Consider the following 19,678-nt stretch of genomic DNA (forward strand, 5'->3'; position numbering starts at 1 on the left):
CGACTCACGCGGAAGGCCCGCTCCCTCGAGGGGGAGCGGGCCTTCCGCGTACCGGGGGGATCAGCTCTCGCTGCCCCGGCTCTTCAGCTCGGACTCGATGCGGGCGTCCTGCTCGGGCGAGAGCTCGTGGTCCTCGTCCTCCGGGCCGGCCGTCTCGCCGACGCGGCCCTCGCCGAGGGCGTGGATCGAGGTGATCTCGTCCTGGAGCGCGGCGTCGCGGTCGTGCTCGCTCACGAGCCGGTCTCGATCTCCCCGGCGGAGACGGCCTCGGCGTACTTGCGGAGGTCCGGGCCGGGCTCGAAGTCGATGAAGCGGTCCTTGAGGCGCGCGTTCAGCTCGGCGAACACGTCCTCCCAGGGCTCGCCCTTCTTGCTCGTCGCGAGGTCGAGCACCGCCTCGCGGAGGACCCTGTCCGAGTCCTCGAGGATCTTGTCGCGGGCTTCGTCGTTCCAGCGGATGTCCTGTGCGTCCATGCTCCGACCGTAGGCGCGGGGCCGGGACGCCCCAAGGACTTGCGGGCGGGGGGCGGGAGGCGTAGGAGCCCCCGCCGCTCCACGCTCAGGAGAGCGCCGGCAGCACCTCGCGCTCGAACAGCTCGATGCCGGACCGGTCGTAGGCGGCGTCCGGGAAGTAGAGGATGCCGTAGTCCATCCCGCGCGACTGCATGCCGGCGAGGCGGTCGACGATCTGCGCGGGAGTGCCGACCGCGAGCGCGTCGGGGCTGCGGTACTCGGCGACGAAGGACGCCGCTCCCTCCGCGCCGAGGTACGGGACCACGCGCTCCTCGAGACGCTGCAGCGCCGCCTCGACCTCCGCCTCCGTCTCGCCGATCACGACGTTGTAGTTCGAGCTCCGGGTGATCGCCGAGAAGTCGGTGCCCAGGCGCTCGCAGTGCCCGCGGAGGACCGAGCTCTTGTGGTCGAACGCCTCCGGGGTCCCGGCGAAGTTCGTGTACTGCGCGTACTGGGCCGCGATCCGCAGCGTGACCTTCTCGCCGCCGCCGGCGACCCACAGCGGGATGCCGCCCTCCTGCAGGGGCAGCGGCCGGTTCTGCGCGCCGTCCATCTGGTAGTAGCGGCCGTCGAGGGTCGCGGACCCGGTCGTCCAGGCCTGCTGCAGGATCTGCACTCCCTCGTCGAGCCGGCCCAGCCGCTCGGCGATCGGCGGGAAGCCGTAGCCGTACGCGCGCCACTCGTGCTCGTACCAGCCGCCGCCGATGCCCATCTCGACCCGCCCGCCCGAGACGATGTCGACGGTCGTCGCGACCTTGGCGAGGTAGGCGGGGTTCCGGTAGCCCATGCAGGTGCACATCTGGCCCAGCCGCACGCGCGACGTGGTGGCGCCGAACGCGCTCATCAGCGACCACGCCTCGTGCGTCGCCTCCTCCGTCACCTGCGGGACGGTGTGGAAGTGGTCGTAGACCCAGATCGACTCCCAGGCGCCGTCGTCGGCGTGCCGGGCGAGGTCGCTCATGGTGCGCCACTGGTCGGCGGCCGGGACGCCGACGAGGTCGTGGCGCCAGCCCTGGGGGATGAAGAGTCCGAATCGCATGCCGCCGACCCTAGGGCGGCCCGGCCCCCGAGGTCGAGGGGGTCGCGGTGCTCGCGTACGCTTCCGACCGATGCTGACCTTCACAGAGGATCTCGGACTCCCCGTCCTCGCGCTGATGATCCTCGCCGCCTTCGCGGCCGGCTGGATCGACGCGGTCGTGGGCGGCGGCGGACTCCTCCAGCTCCCCGCCCTGCTCCTCGTACCGGGGATCTCGCCCGTGCAGGCGCTCGCCACGAACAAGCTGGCCTCGATCTTCGGCACGACCACCAGCGCGATCACCTACTACCGGCGTGCGAAGCCCGATCTGCGCACCGCACTGCCGATGGCGGCAGTCGCCCTCGCGGGCAGCTACGGAGGCGCGACACTCGCCGGCCTCCTCCCGGCCGCGGTGTTCAAGCCGATCATCGTCGTCGCGCTGATCGTGGTCGCCGTCGTGACGATCGCCCGCCCGGCACTGGGCAGCGTCACGGTGCTCAAGCACGCGGGCCGGCGCCACCTCGTCACCGCGGCCGTGCTGGGACTCCTGATCGGCTTCTACGACGGCCTGATCGGACCGGGCACCGGCACCTTCCTGATCATCGCCCTGATCACCGCGCTGGGCTACGACTTCCTGCTCGCCAGCGCCAAGGCGAAGATCGTCAACGTCGCGACCAACCTCGGCGCCCTGCTCTACTTCGTGCCGGGCGGGCACGTGATCTGGCTGCTGGGCCTCCTGATGGGCGCCGCCAACGTGGCGGGCGCGTACCTCGGCTCGCGGATGGCCGTCGCTCGTGGCAGCCGCTTCATCCGGGTCGCGTTCCTCGTCGTGGTCGGCGCCCTCATCCTCAAGGTCGGCTCCGACGTCTGGACCGAGAACCTGGCGCCGCTGCTGCGCTAGCGCGGGCTGCGGGACCGAGCCGCGGAACGAGGACGGGACCCCCGCCGCAGCAGAAGGTCCCGTCCTCGTTCCGATCGCTCGGCGCTCCGCTCCGCCGACCTCAGCCGAAGGGGATCGAGCCGACCAGCACGCCGACGGCGAGCATGACCAGCGAGACGACGACCGCTCGCCACAGCACCTTGCGGTGGTGGTCGCCGAGGTTCACCGCGGCGAGGGAGACGAGCAGGAGGATCGCCGGGACCAGCGGGCTCTGGAGGTGCACCGGCTGCCCGGTGATGGAGGCGCGCGCCATCTCGACCGGCGAGATGCCGTAGTTCGCCGCGCTCTCGGAGAGCACGGGGAGGATGCCGTAGTAGAACGCGTCGTTCGACATGAAGAAGGTCATCGGGATGCTGAGCACGCCGGTGATCACGGCGAGGAACGGTCCGAGCGCCGGCGGGATCACCGCGACGACCCACTCCGCCATGGCGTCGACCATGCCGGTGCCGTTGAGGACGCCGATCAGCACACCGGCCGCCAGCACCATCGACACGACGCCCACGATGCTCGGCGCGTGCTTGACGATCTCGGCCGCCTGGTCCTTCATCTTCGGGAAGTTGATCAGGAGGGCGACCGCGGAGCCGACCATGAACACGTAGGGCAACGGCAGGATGTCGGCGACCAGCAGCGTCATCACCGCGAGGGTCAGGACCAGGTTCACCCAGATCAGCTTCGGGCGCAGCGTCTCGCGCTCGGGGTCGAGCATCGTGTCGGCCATCGCGGTGTCGGCGTCGTCGGCCTGCACGCGGGCGGCGACGGCCACCTGGGCTCCGCGCAGGGCCTGAGGGCCGCGGAGGAAGGAGAAGCGCTCCCGGGCGACGGTGCGGATGCCCCCGGTCAGCGCCGCGAGGCCGCCGGTGCGGGCGCCGCCCGGGCGGTAGGAGGAGCCGCGGCCGGCGCCGACGAGCTCCTGCTCGAGCATCGGCTCGGCCAGCGCGAGCGAGCCGAGGCGGCGGCGCTCGCCGAGCCCGAGGAACCAGGCGAAGACGAGCGTGACGACCAGGCCCACCGCGAGCGAGGGGAGCATCGGCACGAAGATCTCGCTCGGCGAGACCTGGAGGGCCGCGGCGGCGCGCACCGTCGGTCCGCCCCAGGGGACGATGTTGAGCGTGCCGTTGGCCAGGCCCGCGACGCAGGTCAGCACGACCGGGTTCATCCCCAGGCGCAGGTAGATCGGGAGCATCGCGGCGGTGGTGACGATGAAGGTGGTCGAGCCGTCGCCGTCGAGCGAGACCGCGCCGGCGAGCAGCGCCGTGCCGAGCACGACCTTCGCCGGGTCGTCGCCGAGCGCGCGGACGATGAAGCGGATCAGCGGGTCGAAAAGCCCGACGTCGATCATGATCCCGAAGTACATGATCGCGAACATCAGCAGCGCGGCCGTGGGCGCGAGGCTGCCGATCGCCTCGAGGACCATGTCGCCGATGCCGAGGCCGGCGCCCGCGAAGAGGCCGAAGATCGTCGGCACGACGATCAGGGCGACCATCGGCGTCAGCCGCTTGGTCATGATCAGGGCCATGAAGGCCAGGATCATGGTGAAACCGAGTACTACCAACACAGCTGACTCCTTCGTCCAGTGCCTCCGCCCGCGCTCGGCGGGAGAGCCGGCCGGGAGATGCTGGAAACCCTAGGCAGCCCCGCGTCCGGCGCCGGGGTATCGCTCATTACGGCGACATCTGCGCATAGTGTGGCTTCTGCGCATTCTGCGCACGACGACGGCGAGGAGGCCCCGATGCGCTTCGCGACCCACGTCCTGGTCCTGCAGCTCGCCACGGTGTCGGCCGCCGTGCTGGTCTGCGCGGGGCTCGTCACCGCGCTCAGCGTCCAGCAGCTGCGCGGCGAGGCGGAGGGCACGGCGCTCGCCATCGCCCGCACCGTCGCCGAGGATCCCGACGTGCGCGACGCGGTCGCCGCGTCCTCCGCCGTGCCCGGCGCGCCCGCCGCCTCGGAGCTGCGCGGCGGACCGCTCGAGGACGTCGCCGCCGCCGTCGAGCAGCGCACCGGCGCGCTCTTCGTCGTGATCACCGACGATCAGGGCATCCGCCTCGCCCACCCCGACGAGGACCGCCTCGGCGAGCGGGTCTCGACCAGCCCCGACGAGGCGCTCGCCGGGCGCGAGAGCGTCTCGTGGGGCACCGGCACGCTCGGCGAGTCGGCACGGGCGAAGGTCCCGGTCTTCGCCGAGGGGGAGCAGCGGGTCGTCGGCGAGGTCAGCATCGGCTTCGCGCGCTCCAGCGTCTTCACCGACCTGCCGACCGCGCTGCTCGGCGTCCTCGCCGCGGCGCTCGCCGGCCTGGTGCTCGCCGCCGTCGCCTCCGTCTTCATCCGCCGCCGCCTACTGCGCCTGACGCTCGGCCTCGCCCCGGAGGAGCTCACCTCGCTCGTGCAGGACCAGGCCGCCGTGCTCGACGGGGTCGACGAGGGCGTGCTCGCGCTCGACCGCGACGGGCGCGTCGGCGTCTGCAATGCGCGGGCCGCCGCGATCCTCGGCTCCGACGACCCGACCGGGCGGGCGCTGCACGGGCGGCCGCTCGCGGAGCTCGACCTGCCCGTTCCGCTGGCCGACGCGATCGGCGCCGCGCTGCACTCCGTCGAGCCGCCCCGCCCCGGAGGCGAGGAGGGCTTCGTCGTCCGCTCCCGCATCGTCTACGTCGACATCCGCCGGGTGACCCGCGGCGACCGCGACCTGGGCGTGGTGGTGGTGCTGCGCGACCGCACCGACCTCGCCGCGCTGAGCCGGCGCCTCGACGCGGTCGGCGCGATGACCAACGCGCTCCGGGTGCAGCGGCACGAGTTCGCCAACCGCCTGCACGTGGTCGCGGGCCTGCTGGATGCGGGGCGGACCGCGTCGGCGCGCGACTACCTCGACGAGGTGCTGACCCGCGGCCCGCTCAAGTACCCGGTGCAGCACGCCGACCGGCTGCAGGAGCCGTACCTCCAGGCGCTCGTCGGGGCGAAGGGGATCGAGGCGGCCGAGCGCGGCGTGCTGCTGACGCTCGGTGAGGAGACGCTGGTGCGCGGCACCGTCGTCGAGCCGGAGGACGTCGCCACGGTGGTCGGGAACCTGGTGGACAACGCGGTGCGCGCGGCGGTCGAGGGGCGGCGCGACGTGCGCTTCGTCGAGGTCGAGCTGCTCGACGACGGCGACGCTCTCTTCGTGACGGTCGCCGACTCCGGCGACGGAGTGCTCGATCCGGACTCGCTGTTCGACCGGGCCGGCGCGGGCGACCCCGTCGAGGACGACGGCCGCGTGCACGGCCGGGGCTTCGGCCTGCCGCTGTGCCGTGAGGTGGCCGCACGGCGCGGCGGCGAGGTCTGGCTGGCGGACGCCGGCGGAGCGGAGTCGGGGGCCGTGCTGTGCGCGCGCCTCCCCGGAGCGGTGCTGCCGCCGGAGCAGGACGGGGACGGGTCATGAGCGCGGACACGGCGCGGGAGCGCACGGTGCTGGTGGTGGACGACGACTTCCGGGTCGCGCAGCTGCATGCGGACCTGGTCGAGGCGCGGCAGGGGCTGACGGCCCTTCCTCCGGTGCACACGGCGCGCGCGGCGCGGGCGGCCGTCGCCGAGCACGCGCCCGATCTGCTCCTGCTCGACGTGCACCTGCCGGACCAGAGCGGGATCGCGCTGCTCCGCGAGCTCGACACCGACGCGTTCGTCGTGAGCGCCGCCTCCGACGGGGCGACGGTGCGGCGCGCCCTGCACGCGGGGGCGCTCGGGTACCTCATCAAGCCGTTCGAGGCGCGCCTGCTCGGCGAGCGCCTCGACGCGTACGTGCGGTTCCGGAACGTGCTGCGGGAGGACCGCGCGGCCGATCAGGAGGCGGTGGAGCGGGCGCTGCGCATCCTGCACTCGGGCGACGCGACCGCCGCGCAGCCCTCGCGCTCGGCGACCGAGCAGCTCGTCCTGGCGCGCCTGGCCGAGTCGGGCGCCGAGCTGTCGGCCCTCGAGGTGGCCGAGCGCGCCGGTATCTCGCGTGCCACCGCCCAGCGCTACCTCTCGGGTCTCGCGGGCCGCGGCCTCGTCGAGATGACCCTCAGCTACGGCACCACCGGCCGCCCGGAGCACCGCTTCCGCGCCCGCTGACCCTCCGCGAGCGGAGTCCGCGCTCGAACCGGCGGGACGTTCTCGGCGGTCAAGACCCGCTCTCGGGGACCTGAGCGCCTAGGGGAGCTGACTGCGGAGCACCGGCGTGCGGTGCTCGGTCGAGCCGAACGGGGGATCCGCGTGTCAGCGGATCCTCCTAGGCGGTCGGGACCCGCTCTCGGGAACCCGACCGCCCGTGGGAGCCGACTGCGGTGCGCCGCCCTGCGGCGCACGAGACGGCCCGTCGAACGAGCGATCCGCGTGTCAGCGGATCGTTCTAGGCGGTCGGGACCCGCTCTCGGGAAACCGACCGCCTAGGAGAGCCGACTGCGGTGCGCCGCTTCGCGGCGCACGAGTCGACTCAGTGCGTCGCGTCGACGTCCGCGCCCGCGGCCACGCGGCGGCGCTCGGCGGCCTCGGCGGCCATGCGGCGGCCCTTGGGGCTGACGAGGGAGGCGATCACCGTGATCACGAGGACGCCGATGATGACCGAGAGCGACAGTCCGGTGCCGATCTCGAAGACCTCCACGTGCTCGCCGTTGTTGATGAACGGCAGGTTGTTCTCGTGGAGCGCGTGCAGGATCAGCTTCACGCCGATGAAGGCGAGGATCGCGGCGAGGCCGATGCTGAGGTAGACGAGGCGGTCGAGCAGGCCGTCGATGAGGAAGTACAGCTGGCGCAGGCCCAGCAGCGAGAACGCGGTCGCCGTGAAGACGAGGTACACGTCGCTGGTGAGGCCGAAGATCGCCGGCACGCTGTCGAGGGCGAACAGGATGTCCGTTCCGCCGATCGCCGCCATGACGAGGATCATCGGCGTGAGGACCTTCTTGCCGTCGATGTGCGTGTAGAACTTGTCGCCGTCGTACTGGTCGCTCGTCTTGAAGATCCGCTTGGCCAGGCGCACCATCACGTTGTCGCTGGAGTGGTCGTCTCCCGGCTTGACCAGGTTGAACGCGGTCAGCAGCAGGATCAGGCCGAAGATGTAGAAGACCCAGGCGAACGAGTTGATCAGTGCGGCGCCGAGGAAGATGAAGCCGGTGCGGGCGATCAGTGCGAAGACGATTCCGAAGAGGAGCACCTTCTGCTGGTCGGCGCGGGGCACCTTGAAGCTCGCCATGATGATGAGGAAGACGAACAGGTTGTCGACCGAGAGGGCCTTCTCGGTGATGTACCCCGCGAAGTACTCCGATCCGGGCGTCGCTCCGCCGAAGACGAGGACGCCGAGCCCGAAGAGCACGGCGATGCCGACGTAGAGCGCCGACCAGATCGACGACTCCTTCAGCGTGGGCTCGTGGGCCTTCCGGACGTGGAAGAAGAAGTCGAAGAGCAGGAGCAGGACGATGAAGGCGATCGTCAGGGTCCAGATCAGGGGCGATACGGTCATGAAGGGGCTGGCCTCGCTCGTGAAGGGGGGTCGGGGGACGGTCGCGGGGGTCGCTCGTCAAGGGAAAAGGTAGCGAGGCACCGTGGCGAGCAGGGCGCCCGCCGCTGGATCGTGAGTATCTTCTCAGTTCTCAGCGCGTCCCTCGCGCCCAGCGGCCGGAGCGCCACACTGGTCACCATGACCGGCGCCGCTGTCGACAGGACCTTCCAGGACGCCTCCGGCGTCGTCATCCACTACCGCTGGTGGCCGCACCCCTCGCCCCGCGCGATCGTGCAGCTGGCCCACGGGGTCGGCGAGCACTCGGGGCGCTACGTCGAGCTGGCGGAGGCGCTGGTCGCCGCCGGGTACGCGGTCGCGGCGGACGACCACCGCGGGCACGGCCGGACCGGCCTCGAGCAGCACGGCGGCGACTCCTCCCGGCTCGGACTGCTGGGGCCGGGCGGCCTGCGCGCGACCGAGGCGGCGATCCTCCGGCTGACGGAGCTGCTCGCGGAGGAGAGCCCCGGCGTGCCGATCGTGCTGCTCGGCCACTCCTGGGGGTCGCTCATGGCGCAGCGGATCGTCGACCACCACTCCGGCGCCTATGCCGCGCTCGTGCTGAGCGGCACGGCCTACCGCCTCCCCGGGCACATGAACGCGGGCGACCTGGCGAAGCGGCACCGCGTCGCCGGCGGCCTCGGCCTCGAGTGGCTCTCCCGCGACCCGGAGGTCTGGCAGCGGTTCCACGACGACCCCCTCACCTTCACCACGCCGCTCGCGAAGCGGATCGGGCTGGTCGAGACCCTGCGGCTGGTCGGCCGCCCGAAGCGCGGGCCCGAGCATCCGCTGCCCCTGCTGCTGGTCGTGGGCGCCGACGACACCCTCGGCGGCGAGCGGTCGGTGCGCGCGCTCGCCCAGGCCTACCGGCGGCGGGCCGGGTACACGGACGTCTCGGTGCGGGTGTACCCGGAGGCGCGGCACGAGCTGTTCCAGGAGCTCAACCGGGCCGAGGTCACGGCCGATCTCGTGGAGTGGCTGGGCGAGCGCTTCCCCGCCCCGGCTCGCGCCTAGGCTGGCGTCATGCATGGCGAGTACAAGGTCCCCGGCGGAAAGCTCGTGGTCGTCGACCTCGACGTGGTCGACGGGAGGTTCGCCGGGTTCCGCCTGGCGGGCGACTTCTTCCTCGAGCCCGACACGGCCCTCGACGACATCGATCGCGCGGTCGTGGGCCTCCCGGCCGAGACGGACGCGAAGTCCATCGCCGCCGCCATCCGGCAGGCGCTCCCGGCCGACGCGGTCCTGCTCGGCTTCACGCCCGAGGCCGTCGCGGTCGCGATCCGCCGCTCGCTGCAGAAGGCGACCAGCTGGCGCGACTACGACTGGCGCATCGTGCACGACCGGGCCGTCCCTCCCGCGACCCACCTGGCGCTCGACGAGGTGCTGACCGCCGCGGTCGGCGAGGGCCGCCGGGAGCCGACGCTGCGGATCTGGGAGTGGGACCAGCCCGCCGTCGTCATCGGCAGCTTCCAGTCGCTCCGCAACGAGGTCGACCTCGACAACGCGGCGAAGTACGGCGTCGACGTGGTCCGCCGCATCTCGGGCGGCGGCGCGATGTTCATGGAGGCGGGCAGCGTCGTCACGTACTCGCTCTACGTCCCCGGCGACCTCGTCCAGGGGCTGACCTTCGCCGACTCCTACGCCTTCCTCGACGAGTGGGCCGTCAGCGCGCTGCAGTCGCTCGGGATCGACGCGGTCTACCAGCCGCTCAACGACATCACCTCGCCCTCGGGCAAGATCGGCGGTGCCGCGCAGAAGCGCCTGGGCTCCGGCGCCGTCCTCCACCACGTGACCATGAGCTACGACATCGACGCCGAGAAGATGGTGCAGGTGCTGCGGATCGGCCGCGAGAAGCTCTCGGACAAGGGCATCGCCTCCGCCGTGAAGCGCGTCGACCCGCTGCGCAGCCAGACCGGGCTCAGCCGCGCCGAGATCATCGAGCGCATGAAGGCGACCTTCGTGCAGCTGCACGGCGGCGAGGCGGGGACGCTGACCGAGGAGGAGTACGCGGCGGCGGAGGAGCTGGTGCGGACGAAGTACTCGACTCCGGAGTGGCTGCGGCGCGTCCCCTGACCGGCGGGCCCGGGGCGGCGGTCGTCGGCGTGTGGCCCCGGAGCGGAACGCGGCGGACCGGTCCGGCGGGCGCCCCTCAGCTCGCGAGGAGCTCCTGGTAGTCCGGGTGCTCGGCGATGAACTCGGCGACGAACGGGCAGGCCGGGACGATGCGCCCGCCGAAGCGCTCGTGCGCGTCGTCGAGGGCCGCCTCGACGAGGGTCTCGCCGAGGCCCTCGTGGCGGTGCTCGGGCGCGATCTCGGTGTGGAGGAAGACCACGTCGCGGCCGCGGACGGCGTAGTCCGCGACTCCGACGGTCTCGCCGTCGAGCCAGAGCGTGTAGCGGGACGAGTCCTCGTCGTGGCGCACCTCGGAGATCATCGCGCCACTCTACGCCGGAGCCTCCCGGCACCCGTCGAGCGCGGGCGCGAGGCGCGGAGCGTGTCGCCGGGCTCGCGCGCACTGGCACAATTGCCGGGTGCCCAGGACGATCCAGATCGCGGACGGCGTCCCGGAGTCGCGGAGCGCGGTGTTCCACGCCGACAATCTCGAGGTCCTGCCGCAGCTGGCCGACGGGGCCTTCACCGTCGTCTACCTCGACCCGCCGTTCAACACGGGCCGGGCGCAGGTGCGGACCTCGACCACCTCGGTGCGCTCCACCACCGGCACGATCGCCGGCTTCAAGGGGCGCAGCTACGAGCGGATCCGCGGCGACCTGCTCCGCTACGACGACCGCTTCGACGACTACTGGTCGTTCCTCGAGCCGCGTCTGGCCGAGGCGTGGCGGCTCCTCGCCGACGACGGCACCCTCTACCTCCACCTCGACTACCGCGAGGCGCACTACGCGAAGGTGCTGCTCGACGCGCTCTTCGGCCGCGAGTGCTTCCTCAACGAGATCATCTGGGCCTACGACTACGGAGCGAAGGCCACGCGCCGCTGGCCGACCAAGCACGACACGATCCTCGTCTACGTGAAGGACCCGCGCGGCTACCACTTCGACTCCGCCGCCGTGGACCGCGAGCCGTACATGGCCCCGGGCCTGGTGACCCCCGAGAAGGCCGAGCGCGGCAAGCGGCCGACCGACGTGTGGTGGCACACGATCGTCTCGCCGACCGGCCGCGAGAAGACCGGGTACCCGACGCAGAAGCCGGAGGGGATCCTCCGCCGCATCGTGCAGGCGTCCAGCCGCGAGGGCGACGCCGTCCTCGACTTCTTCGCCGGCTCCGGCACGACCGGTGCCGTCGCGCATGCTCTCGGCCGCCGCTTCGTCCTCGTCGACGAGCACGCCGACGCGGTCGCCGTCATGCGCCGCCGCTTCGCCGCCCTCGACCCGGCGCCGCTCTTCCTCTGACGCGGGCCCTCTCGACTCCTCAGACGTGTCGAGGTCGGTCGCTCCCACTGTCCAGAAGGTGTCGCACTCGACATCGATCGCTCCGACTGTCCAGGAGTTGTCGCACTCGACGCCGACTGCGACAACTCCTGGACAGTCGTGGTGGGAGGCGCGCCTCCCCAGGTGCGGGATCAGGGGTTCGTCCACAGAATGCGGATCGCGGGAGTCGGACGAGGATCACGGACCGCCAGAATCGCGGCATGTCCAGCACCGACCTCGGAGCCTTCACCCGGCGAGCGGCACTCCGCGCAGGGGTGACGGACGCCCGACTGCGCACTCCCGCCCTGGCCAGCCCCTTCCACGGAGTGCGCACCCGGGTGGCGCCCGTGACGCACCTGGAACGAGCCGCCGCCTACCTGCCGCGGCTGCGGCCCTGGCAGCTCTTCTCCCACCTGACCGCGGCCGAAGCCTGGGGAGTGCCGCTCCCGGCGCGACCCGGCGAGGACGATCCGATCCACGTGGCGGCGACGACGCCGCACCGGCCCCCAGGACCCGGGGTGTGATCGGCCACACCCTCACGGAGACGGACAGGGTCGAGCGGCACGGCCTGCCGGTGACGGGAGCGGTGTCGACGTGGATCGCGCTCGCCCCACTGCTGTCCGCCCGCGATCTCCTCGCGGCGACGGACCACCTCCTGTTCGAGCCGCGCTACCCGCGCCGGGACGATCCGCGTCCCCATGTCCGGCTTCACGAGCTGCAGGACCGCCTGGCCTCCCATCGGGGCCGGGGCCGACGCGGCCTGGCTGAGGCTCTGCGGCTGGCATCGACCGGAGCCGCCTCGCGGAGGGAGACCTGGCTCCGCGCTCTCGTCGAGGAGGCGGGACTGCCCGCGCCCGACGTGAACGCCGAGATCAGGATCGGCGGCCGACTGCTCGCGGTCGGCGATCTGGTCTTCGAACGGTGGAAGGTGGTGGCGGAGTACGACGGCGGCCAGCACCGGACGGACGACGCGCAGTTCTCACGCGATCGTGAACGGCTCCTGGCCCTGCACCTCGCGGGCTGGATCGTCGTGGTCGTCCGCGCGGAGGGTCTGACCCGGGGCAGGGCGCGCACGATCGCCGAGCTCCGTGCCGCTCTCGTGGCCCACGGCTGGCGACCGTGACGCACCCCGTCGACGGATCGACCCGCTCGTCCATCCCCGCCCCGCCGCCCGCGTCCGCCTCACCGTCCGGATCCGTTCGCCCGTCCGCATCCGATCGAGCACGCGGAGTTCTCCGACTGTCCAGGAGTCGTCGCACTCGGCGTCGACTGCGACGACTACTGCGTACTCGCGGGCCGGCGTCAGCTGCTGGCGCGGATGACCAGCGACGTCGGCATCAGCGTGCGGTGCTCCACGGGGAGCCCCTCGATGCGGGCGGTCAGCAGCTCCACCATGCGGGCGCCGAGCTCGTCGGGGAGCTGGCGCACCGTGGTCAGCGCGGGGACGGCGTTCCGCGCGAAGAGATCGTCGTCGAAGCCCACGACGGACACGTCCTCGGGGATCCGGCGGCCGGCCTCGCGGAGGGCGGCGTAGGCGCCGACCGCCATCTGGTCGTTCGCGGCGAAGACGCCGTCCAGGTCGGGGTCGCGGGCGAGGAGGCGGCGCATCGCCTCGGTGCCGCTGGCCGGCGAGAAGTCTCCCCACTCGACGAGGTCGTCGGCGAGGCCGGCGTCGGTGAGTGCGCCGCGCCAGCCGATCAGGCGGTCGACGCCCGGCGGCATGTCGGCGGGGCCCGCGATGGTGGCGATCCGGCGCCGGCCGCGCTCGATCAGGTGCGCGGTGGCGACGGCCGCCCCCTCCGTGTTGTCCACGTCGACGAAGTAGGAGCCGCGCTCGTCCGGCGAGAGCGGCCGGCCGCCGAAGACGATCGGCAGCGTGCCCGAGAGCGCCGCGTAGGAGTGGTCGCCGGAGTGGTGCGAGACCACGAGCGCGCCGTCGACATTGCCGCCGAGCAGGTACCGCCGCGTCTTCTCGCCGTCCGTCTCGGACGCGATCAGCATCGAGAGCGTGTAGTCCGTGTCGGCCAGGCGCATCGCGGCGCCCTGCACGATCGAGGCGAAGAACGGGTCCGCGAAGACGCGCGCGGTCGACTCCGGCACGATCAGCGCGATCGACTGCGTGCGCCGCGAGGCGAGCATCCGCGCCGCGTGATTGGGCACGTAGTCGAGCTCGCCGATCGCCTTCTCCACGGCGGCCACGATCTCGGCCGCCACCTGCGGGGCGCCGTTGACCACCCGCGAGACCGTCGCGCGCGAGACTCCGGCCCGCGCCGCGACCATCTCGAGGGTGGGGGAGCGGCCCCCGCCGCGGACGCCCGTCGGCTCGCTCACGGGTCAGTCCAGGATCGCCGCGGCGCTGCCGCCGAGCAGTCGGGAGTAGACCAGGCCCGAGTCCTTCACGATCCGCTCCTGCGTGTCGTAGTCGACGCGCACGATGCCGAAGCGCTTCTCGTAGCCCCAGGCCCACTCGTAGTTGTCGAGGAGGGACCAGACGAAGTAGCCGCGGACGTCGGCGCCCTGGTCGATCGCGTCGGCGACCTTCTCGACGTGGTCGAGCACGTACTGCGTGCGGTCCGCGTCGTGCACGCGGCCGTCCTCGACGACGTCGTCGTAGGCGGCGCCGTTCTCGGTCACGTAGAGCGGAGGGAGGTTCTCGTACTCCAGGCCCAGGCGGGTCAGCAGGTAGCGCAGCCCGTCGGGGTTCACCTCCCAGTCCATCGCGGTGCGCGGCAGACCGCGCGACGGGAAGGTGATGAACTCGGAGCCGACCCAGGGGGAGCCGACCTCGCGGTCGGTCGCCTGGGCGAAGTCGTCGGCTCCGGCCGGCAGCGGATGCGCCGAGACGTTGTCGTCGTGGTAGTGGTTCACGCCGAGGAAGTCGAGCGGGAGCGAGATGAGGTCGAGGTCGCCGTCGACGATCAGCTCGTCGAGCCCGAGCCCTTCGACGTCCTCGAGCAGGTCCTCGGGGTACTCGCCGCGCAGCAGCGGGTCGAGGAAGATCCGGTTCTGGAGCGCGTCGAAGCGGCGTGCGGCGTCGAGGTCGGCCTCGTCCTCGGGGTCGTCGGGGACGGCGTTCGAGAGGTTGAGCGTGATGCCCAGGTTCTGCGCTCCGAGCTGCCGGAGCGTCGAGACGGCCAGCCCGTGGGCTAGGTGCGTGTGGTGCACGGCGGCGAGGGCCTTCTGCTGCGAGATCACGCCGGGGGCGTGCACGCCCGCGCCGTAGGAGAGCAGGGTCGAGCAGAACGGCTCGTTGAACGTCGTCCAGTGCTGCACCCGGTCGCCGAGGCTCTCGTAGACGGCCTCGGCGTAGTCCCGGAAGCGCTCGGCGGTGTCGCGGTTCGCCCAGCCGCCGGTCTCCTCGACGGCCTGCGGGAGGTCCCAGTGGTAGAGGGTGAGCCACGGCAGCACGCCGGCGCCGAGCAGCTCGTCGACCAGGCGGGAGTAGAAGTCGAGGCCCTCGGGGTTCACCGCGCGGTCGCCCGGCTTGACGCGCGCCCAGCTGACCGAGAAGCGGTAGGAGCCGAGCCCCAGCTCCTTCATCAGCCGCACGTCCGCGGGCATCCGGTGGTAGTGGTCCACCGCGACCTCGGGGGTGTCGCCCTTCGCGACCGCTCCGGGGACGCGGGAGAACGCGTCCCAGATGCTGTCCTCCTTGCCGCCCTCGTGGCCGGCGCCCTCGATCTGGGCGGCGGCGGTCGCGGATCCCCAGAGGAAGCCGGCGGGCCAGTCGCGGACGGCGAGCCGGTCGACGCGGGCGATCTGCTCCGAGAGGCTCGGGGTCGCGGGGGAGGGGGTGGGGGCGGCGCTCATTGCGGACTCCTTCGGCAGCGGTCCGACCATCCTAGAGCCCCGGTGGAGCGCTCTCTCGCCCCGGAACGCGGGACACCGCGCCCCGGACGACCGCGAGGCGCCGCCTCCCCGGCCGGACACCGCGGTGAGGGCGGTGTCCGGGCGGCGGAGGCGGCGCCTCGGAGGAGAGGAGCGGAGCGCAGGACGCGGGCCGGTCGGCGCTTCCCGATCAGGCCCGGTGGGCGCCGTGCCCGTCGCGGGGAGGAGCGGTGCGGATCGAGTCCGTCCGGACTTCCGGCTCGATGCTGCCCGCGGCCAGGTCGGCCCCGGCGCGCGCGGCCAGCTGCGGGACCGTGCGGCGCAGCTCCTCCGCGCTGTTCTCGGCCGCGAGGTCGTGCGCCTCCTGCATGGCCGACTTCGCGCGCAGCGGCGGGGTCCTGAGGAACCACGAGAGCACGAAGGCCAGCAGGACCACGCCCAGCGCGACCTGGAACACGGTCACGGTCGCGTCGTTGAACCCGGTCAGGAACGGGGCCGACAGGGCGCGGTCCGCGGTGTTCAGGAACGACGTGTCCCCGTCGAGCGCCGAGCCGATCGCGGCGGTGTCCTGCGACTGCAGCAGCTTCAGGATCCCGGCGTTGGCCGGGTCCGCGGCGACGGCCGGATCGGTGACGGCCCGCTGCAGATCCGCCGCGAGCGCCGGGTTCTTGAAGGCCGCGGCGATGGTGTCGGGGATCCGGCTGAACAGCACCGAGAAGATCACGGCGGTGCCCAGGGTGCCGCCGATCTGGCGGAAGAACGTGGAGGCGCTGGTCGCGACTCCCATGTTCGCCACGTCGACCGAGTTCTGCGAGGCCAGGGTGAGGGTCTGCATCATCTGCCCGAGCCCGAGGCCCAGCATCAGCATCCCGCCCATCATGAAGATCACCGGCTTGTCGATCGTCACGAAGGTGAAATAGAAGAACGCGGCCGACATCAGGAACGTGCCGACGATCGGGAAGGCGCGGTAGCGGCCCGTGCGCGAGATGATCTGACCCGAGACGATCGAGGCGATCATCAGGCCGAGGATCATCGGCAGCATCAGGAAGCCGGACTCGGTCGGCGTGGCGCCGTTCACCAGCTGCAGGTACAGCGGGATCGCCATCATGCCGCCGAACATGCCGAAGCCGACGAGGACGCCCAGCACGGTCGCCATCGAGAAGGTCGGCGAGCGGAAGAGCTTGAGGGGGATGAGCGCGTCGTCGCCCATCATCCGCTCGGCCGCGATGAAGCCGATGACGCCCAGCGCGCCGACGATGTAGCAGACCCACGCGATCGGCGAGCCCCAGCCCCACTCGCGGCCCTGCTCGGCGATCAGCAGCAGCGGTCCCGCGGCGATGACGACGAGGGAGGCGCCCCACCAGTCGATCCGCACCGAGCGCTTGCCGGCGGGCTTGGGCAGGTGGAGGAACCGCACGACGATGAAGAGCGCGACGGCGCCGATCGGGAGGTTGATCAGGAAGACCCAGCGCCAGCCGGTGATGAAGAGGATCTCGGGGGTGCCGGCGAGCAGGCCGCCGATGAGCGGTCCGACGACGCTGGAGATCCCGAAGACGGCCAGGAAGTAGCCCTGGTACTTGGCGCGCTCGCGCGGGGGCAGGATGTCGCCCATCACCGTGAGCGCGAGCGACATGAGTCCGCCGGCGCCCAGGCCCTGCACGGCGCGGAAGCCCGCGAGGCCGAGCATCGAGGTCGAGAAGCCGGCGAGCGTCGAGCCGATCAGGAACAGCACGATCGCGATCAGGTAGAGCGGGCGGCGTCCGAAGATGTCGGAGAGCTTGCCGTAGATCGGCGTCGCGATCGTCGAGACGATCAGGTAGGCGGTGGTCACCCACGCCTGCTGCGAGAGGCCGTCGAGGTCGTCCGCGATGGTGCGCATCGAGGTGCCGACGATGGTCTGGTCGAGCGAGGAGAGGAACATCCCCGCCATCAGGCCGAAGATGACGAACAGGATCTGCCGGTGCGACATCACGGCGCCGGACGGCGTCGAGGTCGGAGCGGATGGAGTGGAGGCGGAGTCGGCCACGGTGGTCCCCTTGTCTGGCGGACGCGTCCAGGCACGGCGATCCGCCGCAAACGTTGCGTGCTGCGCAAAGTTACACCGCGTGCGGAGAGCGCGACAGAGCGTCCGGCGAGCCTGAACGGGATCTCAGGGCCGCCGTGCCGGGGCCGTGCGTCAGGCCGGAGCGGGGACCGCCTCGTCCGCCCAGCCGGCCTCGCGGAGCGCTGCGCGGGCCTCGGCTCGGGCCGAGTACGGCGTGCGCACGCCGAGGATGTCGCGGTAGTTCTGGTGCCCGGGGCCGGCCCAGAGGATGGCGTCGCCCTCGTGCGCCAGGGACACGGCGACGCGGATGGCGCGCTTGGGGTCGTCGACCTCGTGGATCTCGGCGTCCGGACGTGCGGCGCGGGCGGCCTCCACGAGGGTGCGCCGGATCGAGGCCGGGTCCTCGAAGCGCGGGTGGTGGTCGGTCACGACCAGCACGTCGCTGCCCAGGACGGCGGCTTCGGCCATGGCCGGGCGCTTGAGCGCGTCCCGGTCGCCGTCGGCGCCGAACACCATGACCACGCGGCCGGGAGTGACCTCGCGGACGGCCTCCAGGGTGCGGGCGAAGGCGTCGGCGCTGTGTCCGAAGTCGACGTACACCGTGGGGCCGCGGTCGCCGGAGACGCGCTCGGTGCGGCCGGGGAGGGAGGCGTCCACTCCGCCGTCGCGGTGCAGCGCGGCGCGGATCTCGCCGATCGGCCGACCGGACTCGATCAGCATCACGATCGCCAGTCCGGCGTTGGCGGCCATGTGGGTGCCGATGATCGGGACGGAGGTCGTGATGGCACGGCCCTCGCGGTTGCCGATCCGGAAGCGGGTGCGGCCGAACTCCTGCTCGAGCACCGTCATGGTCCAGTCGGCGTCGACGCCCGGGAGGGAGGTGATCGTGGTGACCGGCACGCCGGCGACCTCGACGAGGCGCGCGCCCGCGGGGGAGTCGAGCGAGACGACGGCCCGGCGCGCGCGATCGGGCTGGAACAGCTGGGCCTTCTCGCCGAAGTAGGTGTCCATGTCGCCGTAGTCGTCGAGGTGGTCGTGGCTGAGGTTCGTGAAGCCGGCGACGTCGAAGACCACGCCGTCGACGCGGTGGCGGGTGAGCGCCTGGGCGCTGACCTCGATCGCGGCCGCGCCGACGCCCTCCTCCTCCATGCGGGCGACGAGCGCGTGCAGCTCCGTCGCCTCCGGGGTGGTCAGGCCGCTGGTCACCGAGGTGTCGCCGATGTGGCGCTCCGCGGTCGAGCTGAGGCCGGGCACGACGCCGAGCTGGCGGAGGATCCCCTCGAGCATGTGGACGGTCGACGTCTTGCCGTTGGTGCCGGTCACGCCGAGCAGCACGGGGGAGCGCTCGGCCGTCCCGTAGACGGCGGCGGCGACGGCGCCCAGGCGGGAGCGGGGGTCGTCGACCACGAGGACGGGCAGACCGGTCGCGCGCGCGGCGTCGGCGCCCGCGGCGTTGGTCAGCACGGCGGAGGCGCCGCGGGCCACGGCCTGCTCGACGAACTCGGCCCCGTGGCGGTTGACCCCGGGCAGGGCGACGAAGAGGTCACCGGGCTCGACGTCGGAGGCGATCAGCGTCACTCCGCTGATCTCGGCCGTCAGGCCGCCCTCGTCGCCGATCTCGAGCGTCCGAGCGAGGGCGGCGAGAGGGACGGAGGGTGCGGTGAGGGGTCGGAGCATGGGGTCCTTCCATCGACGGCTCCGTGGGGGGCCGTGCAGCCGAGGGGGCGGTCGCACGCGGAGTCGTGGCTGTCACTCAAGCTAGGGGGTCTGCTTATGTGAATCCTTAGAGGATATGCGCGACCCGCGTGGAGGGGCACGGGTGGACAGAACCGATCGCCGGTGCTTCAGCAGATGCGCAGGAACGGGTCTGTCTAGGCTCGGAGGATGACGTCGAACGAGAACGAGCCGACCGATGGGCGCCCCGTCGGCCGCCGAGCCCTGGTCATCGGGGGTGTGGCCGCCGCGGCGGGCCTGACCGCGCTGGGGGTCGGAGCCGCCATCGGGAACGGAGCGCCGGCGCCCTCGCCGACCCCCTCGACGGCGCCGCCCGCTCCGTCGCCCTCCGCGGCCGCGACCACCTCGACGCCCACGGCGGTGCCGACCGCCACTCCCACTCCCACTCCCACCGCCTCCGGGATCGACCTCACCGCGCAGTCCGTCGACGACCCGGCGAGCACCTGGGTCGTCGTCAACAAGCTGCGGACGCTCGCGCCGGTCGACTACGTCCCCGCCGACCTGACCTTCCCCGACGTGCCCTACGTCAACCGGCAGCTGATGCGCCAGGCGACCGCGGACGCCCTCGTCCCGCTCTTCGCCGCCGCCCGCTCCGAGGCCGGCCTCTCGCTGGCGGTGCAGAGCGCCTACCGCTCCTACGACACCCAGGTCAGCGTCTACGCGGGCTGGGTGTCCTCGCGCGG

The 19,678-nt window shown here is 72.4% G+C and carries 18 protein-coding genes and 1 pseudogene; 9 read left to right on the forward strand and 10 right to left on the reverse strand.

The window, feature by feature from the left end; all coding sequences use genetic code 11:
• Window positions 1-60: 60 nt before the first annotated feature.
• The 3 genes from C5C69_RS17045 to C5C69_RS13520 form a co-directional block, all read right to left on the reverse strand.
• Window positions 61-234, reverse strand: coding sequence for a hypothetical protein (locus C5C69_RS17045; protein ID WP_181127066.1), 174 nt, complete (start codon window positions 232-234; stop codon window positions 61-63).
• On the reverse strand, window positions 231-473 hold the full coding sequence (locus tag C5C69_RS13515; RefSeq protein ID WP_068251275.1) for a hypothetical protein: 243 nt from the start codon (window positions 471-473) through the stop codon (window positions 231-233). The genes C5C69_RS17045 and C5C69_RS13515 overlap by 4 nt, the downstream gene beginning before the upstream one ends.
• An 85-nt stretch (window positions 474-558) precedes the next feature.
• On the reverse strand, window positions 559-1,551 hold the full coding sequence (locus C5C69_RS13520; RefSeq protein WP_104258107.1) for an LLM class F420-dependent oxidoreductase: 993 nt from the start codon (window positions 1,549-1,551) through the stop codon (window positions 559-561).
• 70 nt (window positions 1,552-1,621) lie between these two features.
• Here C5C69_RS13520 and C5C69_RS13525 point away from each other — a divergent pair, with 70 nt between their 5' ends.
• On the forward strand, window positions 1,622-2,428 hold the full coding sequence (locus tag C5C69_RS13525) for a TSUP family transporter (RefSeq protein ID WP_104223862.1): 807 nt from the start codon (window positions 1,622-1,624) through the stop codon (window positions 2,426-2,428).
• A 100-nt stretch (window positions 2,429-2,528) separates the two neighbouring features.
• Here C5C69_RS13525 and C5C69_RS13530 read toward each other — a convergent pair whose 3' ends face one another.
• Window positions 2,529-3,998, reverse strand: coding sequence for a CitMHS family transporter (locus tag C5C69_RS13530; RefSeq protein WP_104258108.1), 1,470 nt, complete (start codon window positions 3,996-3,998; stop codon window positions 2,529-2,531).
• Between the two features lie 198 nt (window positions 3,999-4,196).
• Between C5C69_RS13530 and C5C69_RS13535 the strand changes: the two genes are divergently transcribed.
• Together C5C69_RS13535 and C5C69_RS13540 are read left to right on the forward strand one after the other, a co-directional pair.
• Window positions 4,197-5,879, forward strand: coding sequence for a sensor histidine kinase (locus C5C69_RS13535; RefSeq protein ID WP_104258109.1), 1,683 nt, complete (start codon window positions 4,197-4,199; stop codon window positions 5,877-5,879).
• The gene (locus C5C69_RS13540; protein ID WP_104233157.1) at window positions 5,876-6,547 is read left to right on the forward strand and encodes a response regulator; all 672 of its coding nucleotides are present in this window, start codon (window positions 5,876-5,878) and stop codon (window positions 6,545-6,547) included. Before C5C69_RS13535 ends, C5C69_RS13540 begins: the two co-directional genes overlap by 4 nt.
• 361 nt (window positions 6,548-6,908) lie before the next feature.
• Here the strand turns inward: C5C69_RS13540 and C5C69_RS13545 are convergent, their stop codons facing one another.
• Complete coding sequence (locus C5C69_RS13545; RefSeq protein ID WP_104233158.1) at window positions 6,909-7,931, reverse strand: TerC family protein; 1,023 nt, start codon at window positions 7,929-7,931, stop codon at window positions 6,909-6,911.
• A gap of 177 nt (window positions 7,932-8,108) precedes the next feature.
• Between C5C69_RS13545 and C5C69_RS13550 the strand changes: the two genes are divergently transcribed.
• Both C5C69_RS13550 and C5C69_RS13555 read left to right on the forward strand, forming a co-directional pair.
• Window positions 8,109-8,981 (forward strand): alpha/beta fold hydrolase, encoded by an 873-nt coding sequence (locus C5C69_RS13550; RefSeq protein WP_104233159.1) that lies wholly within the window; start codon window positions 8,109-8,111, stop codon window positions 8,979-8,981.
• Window positions 8,982-8,990: 9 nt separating this feature from the next.
• Window positions 8,991-10,040 carry a biotin/lipoate A/B protein ligase family protein gene (locus tag C5C69_RS13555; protein WP_104225162.1) on the forward strand — a complete coding sequence of 350 codons (1,050 nt, stop codon included), beginning with the start codon at window positions 8,991-8,993 and terminating at the stop codon, window positions 10,038-10,040.
• A gap of 76 nt (window positions 10,041-10,116) precedes the next feature.
• Here the strand turns inward: C5C69_RS13555 and C5C69_RS13560 are convergent, their stop codons facing one another.
• Window positions 10,117-10,401, reverse strand: coding sequence for a GNAT family N-acetyltransferase (locus C5C69_RS13560; protein ID WP_104233160.1), 285 nt, complete (start codon window positions 10,399-10,401; stop codon window positions 10,117-10,119).
• A gap of 97 nt (window positions 10,402-10,498) precedes the next feature.
• Between C5C69_RS13560 and C5C69_RS13565 the strand changes: the two genes are divergently transcribed.
• The 3 genes from C5C69_RS13565 (at window position 10,499) to C5C69_RS13575 (ending at window position 12,512) form a co-directional block, all read left to right on the forward strand.
• Window positions 10,499-11,371 (forward strand): site-specific DNA-methyltransferase, encoded by an 873-nt coding sequence (locus C5C69_RS13565; protein ID WP_104225160.1) that lies wholly within the window; start codon window positions 10,499-10,501, stop codon window positions 11,369-11,371.
• 239 nt (window positions 11,372-11,610) lie between these two features.
• On the forward strand, window positions 11,611-11,913 hold the full coding sequence (locus tag C5C69_RS13570; protein ID WP_104258110.1) for a hypothetical protein: 303 nt from the start codon (window positions 11,611-11,613) through the stop codon (window positions 11,911-11,913).
• Complete coding sequence (locus C5C69_RS13575; protein WP_104258111.1) at window positions 11,910-12,512, forward strand: hypothetical protein; 603 nt, start codon at window positions 11,910-11,912, stop codon at window positions 12,510-12,512. The genes C5C69_RS13570 and C5C69_RS13575 overlap by 4 nt, the downstream gene beginning before the upstream one ends.
• 179 nt (window positions 12,513-12,691) lie before the next feature.
• Here C5C69_RS13575 and C5C69_RS13580 read toward each other — a convergent pair whose 3' ends face one another.
• The 4 genes from C5C69_RS13580 to C5C69_RS13595 form a co-directional block, all read right to left on the reverse strand.
• Window positions 12,692-13,669 (reverse strand): LacI family DNA-binding transcriptional regulator, encoded by a 978-nt coding sequence (locus tag C5C69_RS13580; RefSeq protein ID WP_104233173.1) that lies wholly within the window; start codon window positions 13,667-13,669, stop codon window positions 12,692-12,694.
• A 54-nt stretch (window positions 13,670-13,723) separates the two neighbouring features.
• Entirely contained in the window at window positions 13,724-15,199 is a 1,476-nt protein-coding gene (locus C5C69_RS13585) for a GH1 family beta-glucosidase (RefSeq protein ID WP_104258112.1), read from the reverse strand.
• 208 nt (window positions 15,200-15,407) lie between these two features.
• On the reverse strand, window positions 15,408-17,186 hold the full coding sequence (locus tag C5C69_RS13590) for an MDR family MFS transporter (protein ID WP_104258113.1): 1,779 nt from the start codon (window positions 17,184-17,186) through the stop codon (window positions 15,408-15,410).
• A gap of 207 nt (window positions 17,187-17,393) precedes the next feature.
• Window positions 17,394-18,938: a Mur ligase family protein gene (locus C5C69_RS13595; protein ID WP_104234622.1), complete on the reverse strand. Its 1,545-nt coding sequence runs from the start codon at window positions 18,936-18,938 to the stop codon at window positions 17,394-17,396.
• Window positions 18,939-19,145: 207 nt separating this feature from the next.
• Here C5C69_RS13595 and C5C69_RS13600 point away from each other — a divergent pair.
• Window positions 19,146-19,678: pseudogene (locus C5C69_RS13600) on the forward strand (D-alanyl-D-alanine carboxypeptidase family protein); the annotation flags it as partial.

This window comes from Rathayibacter sp. AY1C7 (assembly GCF_002931865.1).
In the GTDB taxonomy this organism is placed as follows: Bacteria; Actinomycetota; Actinomycetes; order Actinomycetales; family Microbacteriaceae; genus Rathayibacter.